Raw genomic sequence first — 12,551 nt, 5'->3', positions numbered from 1 at the left:
TACTATTTTCTATCCGTAATTGTCCGGGGTCTCTCTCTTCAATAAGCGTTTGACTTGACTTAGCAATAGGCATACACTTAAAAGAAATTGAATTTCGTGTCGTTTTTTCATGCCTTGAACCAACTATTATCAAGCCGGAGGGTGGCTTAACATTGCAGTTAAATATCAAGAAAATCGCCGAGATGGCCGGCGTCTCCGTTTCAACCGTTTCGAAAATTATGAACAACTATAGTGATGTTTCCGAAAAAACGAAACAAAAAGTACTGGAGATCATCGAACAGACCGGTTACTCTCCTTCCAATTCTGCCAAAACGCTCGCCACCAAAAAATCCAGCCTGATCGGCGTTATTTTTGCCGGTGAGCTGAATGTGGATTTCACCCATCCGTTTTTTGTCGAAGTGCTTAACTCCTTCAAGAAGCAAATGGGTGTGCTTGGCTATGATCTCATCTTCTTCTCTAACGAAAAATTCATCAGCGGCGGCGACTATTTCTCGCGTTGCCTGCATTTTCATGTGGACGGCTGTGTGATCATTTCCGGTCAGAACATGGAAGCAGCGATCCGCGACCTCGATATGAGCAATATTCCGTGCATCGGAGTGGACCTGGAGCTGAAGGGTAAGAAGTCCGGTTACGTCATGTCGGATAATTTCAAAATCTCTTCCAAAGTCGTTGAGCATTTCTATCTGCTTGGCTACCGGGAGCTTGGTTTTATCGGAAGCACGGCGGATTCCGACATTTCCAATATGCGCGAATCCGGCTATATCAGAGCCATCGAAGGTTTCGGACTTCCGGTGAATGAGAAGTGGATCGTGCACGGGGGGGATTTCTTTGAATCCAGCGGTTATGAGGCCATGCAGAAATTGATCAAAGCAGGCCCGCTTCCTAAGGCGATATTTGCCGCATCCGACCTGCTGGCCCTCGGTGCGATCCGGGCACTGAAGGAGCATGGGCTGCGTGTCCCGCAAGATGTCGCCATCGTGGGCTGCGATGATATTGAGGCGTGTAAGTATACGAGTCCCCGATTAACTACCGTTCGCCAAAATAAAGAGCGGCTTGGCATTCTAGCCGCCCATATGCTATACGATCTCATTAACAATCAGGCTGAGGGAAGCTCCTTCGTGGTGGAGCCTACACTTATCGTCCGTGAGTCCTGCGGCAGCGGAATTACAGCCTGACAATCAGAGCCGGCTATACCAGTCCTATATTCTTTAGATCATAACCAGTCTAAACACGTTGAGTGCGTAGTATGGATGTCATGGGAAAAAGAGTAAGGCTGTGAAAGGCTTGTAGATAAGGGGTTTTGAGGTTGCGGATTGGAATCCGGGGACTCAGAAATCCCTTTTTTATTACTTGTGGGATCATGTCCATCCAGTGGGGAAGTCGGCGTACAGAGCGGAATAGATGTCATTACTTGGTGACAGAGCAGGTTGGATGTTTTTCTATTATATGTTGGGGTTGAGAGAGCATGTCGGATATAATAATATTATTGTTAAAAATAGAAACGAAGTAATGGGGGGATAAGATATGGGCGAAATTCAGGAAATAATGCGGCAATTCAATCAAGGAAATGGGGAGTGGCAGCAGTTCATAAAGTCCATTAAAATAAACAATATTCATGGATGGACAGACCAGGAGATGTTCTTCAAATTTCCTATAGTAGCAGTTGTAGGCGAAAACGGAATTGGAAAAAGTACATTTTTGAAGGCGGCAGTATGTGCTTATGAAAATAAGGGTGCAAAGAATTTTTACCCATCCAATATGTTCATGAGTACCCAGTGGGATACTGCAGCGATGGCGGGGGCAACGATTGAATACAAAATTCGTCAAGGAGGACATGAAAAATCGCTCAGATGGCGTAAGACAAATGATTGGGGATTTACTCCTAAAAAGGGAAAGCCTCAAAGAAAAGTTTTTTTCTTAGATATTTCCCGCACATTGCCTTTGGATGCTACAGCTGGATATGCAAAAATAGCCAAAATATCCAGTGAAGAGATGGGTGATGAAATCGAACTCAATGATGAAAGTTTAAAAAATCTCTCATACGTCCTAGGGCATGAATATGCCCGTGCGCGGTTTATAGGGACCAACATTAACTCATCACGTGAGGTAGGGCTTCTTACTAAAGATTATGGTGAGATATCTCAATTTCATCAAGGTGCCGGAGAAGATACTATGCTTGATACGTTTAAGCTTCTTCAAACAATCCCCAATCAGTCATTATTGGTTATTGATGAAGTTGAAAACTCGTTACATCCGCAAGCACAAAGACGTTTTGTACAGTATTTATTGAAGCTAGCAAGAATTAAGAAATTGCAGATTATTCTATCCACACACAGCCCATTTATCTTAGAAGAATTACCGGAAATAGCAAGAATCATGTTAGTACGGTTGTCAGATAGAAAAGATATTATGTACGAAGTCTCTAGCCAATTTGCACTTTCCACAATCGATGATAAGGCTCATCCTGAATTGCATGCTTTCTTGGAAGATGAAGAGGCGGTTTCTTTGTTTTGGGAAATCCTTAAGCATGATAGTGCTAGATATGACGAGTTTTGCAAAAAAATATCGGCGAGTCCCGTCGGTAGTTGTACTGTTGTTGGAACACTAAATGAATTAGGAAAGAGTCGTAAATTACCATATAATAGTCTTGCTATCGTCGATGGGGATAAAAGAAACGAGTTCACGAACTGTATGAGTCTTCCAGGCAATTTACCACCCGAAAAACAAGTTATCACGGATTTAAAAAAAATTGAATGGAATCGTCTAGACGAACGCTTCGGGATTGGCGCGGGAACATTATTTAAACATTTAGATGATGCTATTCTGCTACCTGACCATCATGATTGGACCACCTATATAGGGAATTGTGTGAAAAAGAGTAAAGATGCAGTGTGGTCAATTTTAATTGAAGAGTGGCATAGACAATGTCTAAGCGAAGAAGATGCTATTACATTTATCGATAACGTTTCTGCTTCTTTACATCGATAGTTCGTATTTTACTTTTCGTGAATTTCGCACTTACCATCTTGTTTAGTTAATGAATAAACAAGGCACTCTACGCTCATTTTGGTAGAGTGCCTTGCTCGTTTTCAAACTTAGCCTTCCAGTTCAACCATTAAGCAGGACTTGAATTCCACAGCAAACCCATCCAAGGAAACGATCAGTATCGACCGGAATAGAACCATAGTGGAGGCGTTTGCTAATGAGTTTATAAAAATAAAGAAAAGTGAAATATTAAAGTTCTAAAACATAGGTAAGTATAATGCCTTTCCTCCATGATGGTAGAGAGGCATTATTATTCATCCTTAATATTTCAAATTTACTCTAGGCGGATTAGGGTATATTTCATTAATCAGTATTACCAGCGTTTCATTCAATTCATATCTTTCAATTTTTCCTTTGTACTCCAGATTACGCATGTAATCAATTTCACTGTCCAAGTTTTCGAATACGCAATTATCTTCTGTTGGAGAAATGGATGTTTGATGAAGATCGTTTAGACTCTCAAAAAAATTGCGAAATCCGCTTGCTGAAAGAACCTTGTTAAAAGTATCCCTTCTATATTTGCCAGAGAAGCTGTCCATATTTTCAGGCACCGTAAGTTCTCTTATAACATTTATCGCTTCGCCATTTAAACCCATATAAGTACACGCCTTCTCTAGTGAAAACGAATCTTCATCAGTTTCACCAGTGAGATAGCCAACATCAACACCAAAAAAATCAGCGACTTGAACCATATTTTCAAAATCCGGAAAACTCTTTATGCCATTTTTTGCATCCCCCAAATTCACCCATCTACTAATGGTTTTTTGGGTGAATTTAGTACTGTACTTCTTATTTAAAGCATGTGCAAAAGACTCCTGTGTGTATCCACCGTCGAGTATACATTTTTTTAGCCGTTCATTCCAGCAATGCCGTTTTCTATCCATTATGCCGTTCATGTCGTTCACGGGTTAAAACCCCTCCTTATGCACTGAATTATAACCCACATATATTACTTGAACAACCTATAGACTTGATGTTTAATAAAGGTGTGTTAAGAAATTCTTTAAGATATATAGATGGGCATGAATGATAAGGAGGAATTATGGAAAAGCAGAAGAAAGGGTTCTTAGCCTGGGTCAAGGCACATAGGAAGGAACTTATTATCGCAGGTATCAGTGTCACTGAATTGATCGGGATCATTATTTGTATAAAGAATCGTGATTCAATTGAGACTCTCTGGAAATCACTGAGTAAGGAAATAGTAAAGTCTCCTACTAAGGCACCGAAAGTACCACAGACGACAATCGAAAAGATTGCACAGTCATCCGTCACTGTTAAAGATGTCATCAACCCTACCGAAATATCGGTTTTAAATACGACAATGACTTTTCAAAATCCCTTCGAAGTCAGCGATCATATCAGGAACCTGCATGAGGGTTGGCGTGCATCTGCAAATAAGATTATGGAAGCAGAAGCCATGGGGATTATCCTTCAGCCGGGACAGACATTGGTAGACTCATATACGAAGGGAGGTGTTGCAGCTTGAGACGTAATAGCTGATGTGAATAAAAAAACTTCTGCTACGCATTCCTGGAGGTGGCCGGGGCACCTATAAATTTCATGTTCCGTAGTGGAAGCTGGTTCCGCATATGCCCGCGAGTGACGTTTCAAGAATCAGGTTATGGTAAGGCTATGGGACAAATTCCATTTAGTAGTAATGAATTACAATAAATAATAAAAAAGGACTAAGATATATCTTGATATCTAACCCGTTTTCATTATTAAAATATCTCAAACAAACTTTAATAATTATAGATTTTCTTATGATACATTTATTATATAGGGTAACCCAATAACACTTTCTAAGTTGTAACACTGAATAAACTTTGATTTCTCATTAATATCGGCTTCTGTCAATTCTGCCTGATCAAAATCAGTCTTTGTTATCGTAGTAGAGTGGAATTTTGTAAAAGCAAGCGTTGATTCAATGAAAGTACAACGAGAAACTGTAGAATTAGAAAAATCAGAACCTTCGATATTGCATTTTGTGAATTGGACATTATTTAATTGACTATTTCTAAAAACAGCATCAGTTAAAACACAATTTTGGAACCTTATATTATTGAAAGTTACGTTTTGAAAACTTACGCCCAGTAGGTTCCCATTTTTAATAATACTATTTTCAAAGAGAGCACCACTTAAATCAACACCTGAAAGATCATCCAAATTATTAATTATATTTGATATGTTTTCACCAAGTTTAGAGTACAAAGATATGATGTTTTTTGTACATATCAAATCGATGCTTTTAAAGTTTATACTTTTTAGTTTAGCGGCAATAGATTCTTTACTAAATCTTCTTACTTCAAATAGATCTTTTATAAAAAAACCAACCTCATTAGTAATAAGTGTCTCTCCTAAAATCTTTTTAAGTTTCATGTGGAATTTTTTATCAGAAGTTTTTAGAGAATCTAGCTCGCTAAGTATAAATTGTGCTGAAAAATACTCCATAAATGATTTGTGAATAAATTTATACCCTTTGTTGTCATCGTTATGTAAGAATGAGCAGCTTTTTATATCATGACTAAAATGATCCACATCATCAAACGCAGTTATATTAAAATACTCTTTTACCTCTTTTGGAATCTGGTTGTAAGTTATTGAAAGAGTGTTTTTATTAAACATTTTCCATGCCAACTCTTTAGAGAACATCATCTTTTGTTCGGATTTAATTAATGTTTTTCCTTTTGAATCCTCCCTGTCTAACCAGAAACCTGTATATTTTTCGTAGAGCAATGCAGCGTTGATTTTTGTACCTTCTTCAATAACTAGCTGTGGAATAGTCTCTATAATTACATTTAATAAAACCGGCCGTTTGGCTAGATCAGATAAATCATGAATGCTATTCATCACATGAATAAAATCCTCGACCTCATATCCTTTAGATTTTAATATATCTTCATAGCTGTAAATATAATCGTATATTTGATCCTCATTTAGTTTTTCAATTTCTACTTCTACAAAATCAACTGATGATAAATTAGGCTCGTAATGTAATGGAGTAGATTTAAATATCTTTTCGAATTCTTCTCTGTGATTAAAAAAGTTTTTCCTGCATGTTACAATTATTTTCGAATGATAATCAGCGAATTTTGATATTTCCGCAAAAACTTTGTACTTTGTTGCATAGTCGACTCTTCTTGCTATTTCGTCAAAACCGTCAAATATTAGAACGACGTATCCCATTTGAAGTATTTCTATAAATGTTTCGAAATTACCATTAGGGATTTTCCACCTATTAACAAGGAAACTAGTGATGAGATCCTGTAGGCTTACAGCTCTTTCATAATCTCTTAATTGTATAAGGATAGGAATAGGCACATCCTTGCCTGATAAATAATCGTTCGCTAATCGATAACATAAATTAGTACAAAAGGAGGTTTTTCCCGTACCATAATCACCTAAAATAACTAAAGCAGGGTCGTCATAACGAAGGAATTGGTCAACTTCTTCTAGCATTGACCAGTCGTTTACCGAGTTTAGATCTATAAAGTGGTGGTATAAATGACTATTTTCATACATTTTTACTGTTGATCTCAAATAAGGGGTAAAGTCCATTAAGTTCTTTATCAACTCTTGTTCTGTGAACAGATTTAAAGATAGAACTTGAGAAGTTTCATAAGCTTGTGGGGCAAACTGAGCATTTGTAACAATATACGCTTTATCTATATCACCATATTTCCCTTCTCGATGAAATATTTCTTTTGAACCATGAAACTTCCTAACGTCCTCGCTATTTACTTTATCAGATTCATCAAATTTGAATTTACATTCTATTAAAATACTGATATTGGTGACACCTATTTTTATTTGGGCTAAAATGTCGTTTTGTGTTCCTGATAATGAGATATTGTTAGTAACTTTGTACCCTTGAATTTCAAATATTCTAGAAATTTGATTTTCAAAGCTTTTACCTGCACAGTTTTTACAATATGGACTTTTACTTGAATCTACTACTTCATTGTTGCACAATCCAGCTTTATCACTAAATCCACTGCATGTGGTCATTAAAGATCACCCCTTTTAATAAATATCCAAGAAAAATCCAACCAGACCATCTACCTTATTAGGTAAATTGTAGCATATACTTTTTTAATAAGACATCTGCATTTTCAAAGATTCCTAGTATTTTGGATATTTATCCATATTACCCATAACAATGAAATCGCGCACTGATTCTACGACTTTCGGTCTGCGAAGAGCATTTTCGTGATAGGGACGGGGTCATCAGACACCCCTACATTGTTTAAGATAAGGAGCTATCGAAGTTGGCGAGGGTTCGTGAATATAAGAAGGATGTTAGGTAAACTTCTGAAGATTAACTCTAAAGGAGACCTTATAATATCTGCTTTTCAATAGATCCAAAATTACTTTCTGTAGACGAATGGTTATTATACGCGTTATCAAATGAGAAGTATGAGCAATTGATCTATCTGTAGATGTTTTCCTTCACCTCAATTTACAGAACAATTTATAGATAAGGCTCAAATTCTAAACGACAAGCAATACTGAAGTCGATGCACATCATATGTTGCCACAAAAGTTTAAAGAAAAATTCAACAAAATTTTTGGGAACAATTCTGAAATCCATAAGCCTAAATAGGGGTCATGGGTTCCAATGTCAAAATATCGAAGCGAAGCTTATGCATACAACAAAGAATGGGAACTCTAGTTTGATAGTTGGAGAGAGAACCGTTTTAACACAAGCTGATGTCGAAGGTTTTGCTCGTTATTTGGCAGAACGATATAAATACACTATAAAATTTTAGGTGGTGAAGTTATGCGCTTCTTTCAACTTACAACAGACGAGGGGAAGAGGACAAGAATTAATTGATGAAACAGAAAGTCTATCTATTGTTCTTTCCAATAGCATTTACCCTGACTTTATGAGGGTTTCAGCTACTAAAAGGGTATTGTCTGTTAAGGCAATGGAGATTATGAAACTATATAGATTGAACTGAAAAACTTCATACTCGAACCAGCAGTCGATCGATTGCTTCAAGAGGATGTTGATTCACCCCTTTCATGAAGGCTGCGACATGAGAGCGGATGATGTAAAAACTGTGAAAAAAGACATTGTTGACGACATCTTGTTTCAGCCATTTCCATAACCCCTCGACGGGATTAAGCTCCGGACTGTACTTGGGTAAAAAAACAAACTGGAGCCATGGATTCTTCCGAAGGAAAGGCTGAATTTCATGGCATGATGAGCACATGCGTTGTCTAATACCATAACGAGTTTACCTTTGGGATATCCATGCAGAATATCTACCAAAAACCGCTGGAAGGCCATTACATCAAATTTTTCTTCTTCTCTGTGGGTCACATGACCCGTTTCGTAGTCGATGGCCGTAAACAGTTTGGCTCCTTTATTCTCGCCATGAGTCGGGATTTTGCGTTGTTGTCCTTTAGGAAACCAGTTGTACTGCAAAGCCAAATATGCCCTTATCATGGATTCATCATCAAATAAAATATGGTCAATTTCTCCCTGGTTCAGTTGCTCTTTAAGCTCAGGTAAAGTGACCTCACGGAATTGTTTCTGTTCCTCTTTATTGGCTCGTACCAGAGTATAGGTGGCTTTCGTGTAGCTAAAACCAAGCCGATTCAACATTTTAGAGATTCCTTTTAGGGTATATTTCTCGCCGAACTCGCGAAGGATCCATGTACGGATAATTTTTAACGACCAAGTGTATTTCGCCTCAAACCCAACATCAACCGGTCTTTGGTTGGCAATGGTTTCTTTCAGCCTTTCCTCTTGTTCGTCAGAAAGTTTTCGGATGCCGCCAGGATACTCACCAAATTCAAGGCCTTGAATTCCCTGCTTGCGATAAGCGTTCCAATACCCGCTAATGGTAGGAAATGACCTGCCCAAAATGTCTGCAATTTCGGTTTAAGTACGGCCTTCCAAATGCAAACGGACAGCTAAGTATCTTTCATACATGCGCGTACTTTCCGTTTCTTACATGGCCGTTGTTAGCTTTTCAATTTCTTCTTCATGTATCACTTCGATCCTCGCCCTTTTCGGTTCATTACTATCTTTTACCCAATTAGGCGGTTCTTAATTTTATGAGTTCAATCTATATAGATGTATTTTCTCCAAAAACATTAGACGCTTGGTATCGTCTTAATAAAACTCATGAACCTAAATATTTCTACGAGTTAATGAATTCAATCCAATGACAAACAGCGCCGTCTGCGAATTCATTTGCAGGCGGCGCTGTTATTGTTTTTAGTTATTCCATCGTGTACGTATAATGTGGTGAATCATATTGCGGACCGGACTTCTCATACGTGAACCAATAGTTCAGAACCTGACCGGTACTGATTCCGCTGACGGTATATTCCCACACCGAGCCATTTAAGGTCATGCGTAGATTCTGCTGTCCGCCACTATTAATCGTGTAATGCACGTCAACATAAGCAGCGCTTGTGGTTGGTGTGAAGGCGATTTTGGCGGTAGTCGTGCCGGTCTTTGTCACCTGCACACTGTAATCCGGCGTAGTGATCACGCCGCCGCCGCTTGTTGAAGTTGTTACGGTGACGGCATTGCTGGCTGCGGACAAATTGCCTGCCGCGTCTTTTGCTTTTACCGTAAAGGTGTAAGCAGTGTTCGCAGTCAGACCGCTAATGGTTGCAGTAGTGCCAGTAACAGCTACCGAACTGCTGCCATAATAGATGTTGTATCCTGTAACGCCGACATTATCGGTGGAAGCGGACCACGTCAGGGAGACGCTGCTCGATGTTTTGCCGGTGGAAGCCAGATTGGCAGGTGTCGACGGAGCTGTTGTATCCGTTCCTGCGGAAGTCGTTACTGCTACCGCATTGCTCGCTGCGGACAGGTTGCCTGCCGCATCCTTTGCTTTTACCGTAAAGGTATAAGCGGTATTTGCAGTCAGGCCGCTTACGGTTACAGACGTTCCGGTCACCGATACCGAGCTGCTGCCGTAATACACTTCATATCCGGTAACCCCTACATTATCCGTAGAAGCGGACCAGGACAGGGATACGCTGTTAGCAGTTTTGCCCGTGGAGGTTAAATTCGCCGGTGTTGATGGCGCTGTCGTGTCTCCTCCACCGCCGCCATTTCCGGTATTAAAGCTGTTGGCAGGTACTGTAACACTGTTGCCATCTGAGAAGGTAACTGTTTTGGAAGCATTGGTGTAGTTATAGGCAATATAAGTTTTTACCCCGTTTTTGTTGAATACTGCTGCTGTCGGGGAGTTCGCCGTAATGGTAGGATCGGCATTACCCATGGCATCAAGGTTGTATATCCAATGGTACGTATTGGCCTTTGAATTGCCACCTTCGGTTCCGCCTGCATTCTCAGCTGCTCCAGTTACCATGGACCCGATACCTGCAGTGAATTGGGCTTTGGCATCCGTCGGATTAGAGATTGCCCGGTACATCCAGATCAGATCCCGCCACATATCCCAGTTCGTGCCGCCATTCTCGGAGAGCATGGCGTTGTAATTTTTATCCGTGTATGACGGATAGTTGGTCAGATACAGTGAGCCTGCCGTAATCGGCAGCCAGTTAATACCGTGCACTTGTTCCGGATTAGCGGTGAACCAAGTGCCATTAGCGCCTTTACCGCCCCAGACCATAGTCACTACCGATGGAGTGTAGGATGCCGGATGTGTATTGTCCTGAACATCGAACCAGTAATCATTCACAGCGTTCATTTCTGTAGTGTAGAGGTAAATTCCCAAGTCACGAATCGTTGTATTGCCTGTGGCTTCACCCCAGAGAATCAGCCCTGTCCAGGCGTTCATCGCCTCGGAGGAAGATTCATTGTTGTTGCCGTCATCAAATTTCGCATGGCCCGAAGCCCAGGAATGTCCTGCATATGGGTCGAAGTTACGCAGGAACGGGAACATCGTATCCGTGCGGTCCCAGTTCGCAATATCACGGATTAAGAGATTCACCATCGGCGCATTGTTCGCTGCCCAAGTTTTGTCTGTCCGTGCGACTTCAGCAGCCGCCTTAATGAAATATCCATAATGGAAATGGTGGTCATTCAGCTCGTCGGCACTGCCAAAGCTGGCCGGATAGCCGATTAAGGTTCCCCAGTTATTGTTGTAGTAGAACAAATTACTGCTCTTGAGATTGCCGCTGCCATCGCTGGCTTTCAGCCAGTCTGTCAGACGCGACTTAATTTCGTTCCTGAATTGGTTGGCTGCCGCTGTGTCTCCAACCTGATCGGCGATTGGTGCCAGCACAGCCAGCTTACCCATACGTTTACCGATGTAGTACGTATCCATGCCTCCGGTGTAAGCCAGTGCTTCTTCTTCATTCACATAACCGGCAAGTGTTGTCTTGTTGTAAGTTCCCTTGTCGGGAAGTGACGGGAGCACACCTGTAAACTTCATTTTGGTGGTGAAGGAGCTGCCTTCGCCTGTCTTCATGGTGCCGCGGACAGAGTTATAGGTATAAGACAACAAGGACTGTGTCGTATTCTTCCATTGATGTGGATAAAGCGCGAAGATGGTGCCGTTTTGAGTACCCTCTTTGGCAGTTGTGGTATAAGTAAAAGTTGTAGAAACTTCACTGGTTGACGAATTATAGGAATAGTTGATCTTGGAATCCGTCACATGAGAGTATGCGTATTGCTTAAATTTGTTCAGTGTTGCAGTTGTATTATCAGGAAGAACAGCAATGGAGAAATAGTCTTTGCCGTTCAGATTATTCGTAAGTGTGGTAGTTCCGATGCCTGACCAAGTACTGCCAGTCGGCCCGAAGAGTGCGTAATGTGCTCCTTCCATCGTGATACCGAGCACAGAGCTGCTTGCGGATCCTGACCAAATGGTTGGAGCCGTGTAGAATTTGATCACCGGATTTCCGCCGGTGTAGGTATAGTAGACAAATGGCGAACCGTGTCCATATGTGGCGGTCATGGAGTTCGAACCATTTTGATAAAGCGCTTTCACAAACCAGTCATTAAAACCGTCCACTTTGGCGTCCGGGAAGGTTGCCGATGCGGAGTGGCCTACCGTAAAGTCATGGATATCATTCATCCAGCCGGCGATAGCCGCTGAGTTAGCCGTAATGCGGTTGCCGGGATAATAAATCCGGGTGCCGTCACTTTGATTCTTGATGGCCAGCGGGTGAGGAAACTGAGCATTGGAGTATTGTGTCCACGCCAGGCTGCTCCACCAGTCGTTGGTTGGCATTTTACCGGTAACATTACTCGTCTTGTAGATTTGTGACTGTACATCAGTCGCTCCCGGAGGGAGAACCGTCGAATAACTGCCCCCGCCCAGCGTAACTTCACCGGTGAACGCAGATCCCATGGCCGGTAGCATGGAGAACATAAGAAGGAACACTAATCCAAAGCGAAACATTTGTTTCATTTGAAAGCCTCCTAAAAAGGGTTAGAAAGTCGTTTCGATCAAAATTAGCTTTAGCTTCCTTATTTTACCGAAAACGCTTTCGAGGATATTATGTCGTATAACATTTAACATATCAAGTCATTTCTTTCTGATTTTGGGTTCATTTTTTCGGGTTTA

6 protein-coding genes and 2 pseudogenes are annotated in these 12,551 nt (G+C 40.9%); 4 read left to right on the top strand and 4 right to left on the bottom strand.

What is annotated here, in order from left to right; translation table 11 throughout:
* The first annotated feature begins 152 nt into the window (after positions 1–152).
* Together ACAN55_RS15705 and ACAN55_RS15700 are read left to right on the top strand one after the other, a co-directional pair.
* A complete protein-coding gene (locus tag ACAN55_RS15705; protein WP_379134604.1) occupies positions 153–1,175 on the top strand; it encodes a LacI family DNA-binding transcriptional regulator in 1,023 nt (340 codons plus the stop codon).
* A 349-nt stretch (positions 1,176–1,524) separates the two neighbouring features.
* On the top strand, positions 1,525–2,988 hold the full coding sequence (locus ACAN55_RS15700) for an ATP-dependent nuclease (protein ID WP_379134601.1): 1,464 nt from the start codon (positions 1,525–1,527) through the stop codon (positions 2,986–2,988).
* Between the two features lie 317 nt (positions 2,989–3,305).
* Here the strand turns inward: ACAN55_RS15700 and ACAN55_RS15695 are convergent, their stop codons facing one another.
* Positions 3,306–3,950, bottom strand: coding sequence for a helix-turn-helix domain-containing protein (locus ACAN55_RS15695; protein ID WP_379134598.1), 645 nt, complete (start codon positions 3,948–3,950; stop codon positions 3,306–3,308).
* 137 nt (positions 3,951–4,087) lie between these two features.
* Here ACAN55_RS15695 and ACAN55_RS15690 point away from each other — a divergent pair, with 137 nt between their 5' ends.
* Positions 4,088–4,531 carry a hypothetical protein gene (locus tag ACAN55_RS15690; RefSeq protein ID WP_379134595.1) on the top strand — a complete coding sequence of 148 codons (444 nt, stop codon included), beginning with the start codon at positions 4,088–4,090 and terminating at the stop codon, positions 4,529–4,531.
* Between the two features lie 275 nt (positions 4,532–4,806).
* On the opposite strand, the gene ACAN55_RS15685 is transcribed toward ACAN55_RS15690, so the two are convergent.
* Together ACAN55_RS15685 and ACAN55_RS15680 are read right to left on the bottom strand one after the other, a co-directional pair.
* Positions 4,807–7,053 (bottom strand): pentapeptide repeat-containing protein, encoded by a 2,247-nt coding sequence (locus ACAN55_RS15685; protein ID WP_379134592.1) that lies wholly within the window; start codon positions 7,051–7,053, stop codon positions 4,807–4,809.
* Between the two features lie 959 nt (positions 7,054–8,012).
* Positions 8,013–8,986: pseudogene (locus tag ACAN55_RS15680) on the bottom strand (IS630 family transposase).
* Between the two features lie 140 nt (positions 8,987–9,126).
* Between ACAN55_RS15680 and ACAN55_RS15675 the strand changes: the two are divergent.
* Positions 9,127–9,225: pseudogene (locus tag ACAN55_RS15675) on the top strand (glutamine amidotransferase); the annotation flags it as partial.
* 53 nt (positions 9,226–9,278) lie between these two features.
* Here the strand turns inward: ACAN55_RS15675 and ACAN55_RS15670 are convergent.
* The gene (locus ACAN55_RS15670) at positions 9,279–12,395 is read right to left on the bottom strand and encodes a glycosyl hydrolase (RefSeq protein ID WP_379134589.1); all 3,117 of its coding nucleotides are present in this window, start codon (positions 12,393–12,395) and stop codon (positions 9,279–9,281) included.
* Positions 12,396–12,551: the final 156 nt, after the last annotated feature.

The sequence above is a fragment of the Paenibacillus oryziterrae genome (assembly GCF_042610485.1).
Classification (GTDB): domain Bacteria; phylum Bacillota; class Bacilli; order Paenibacillales; family Paenibacillaceae; genus Paenibacillus_AQ.
Note: the sequence above shows the minus strand (reverse complement) of the source record. Positions and strands in the feature narration are given on the sequence as shown.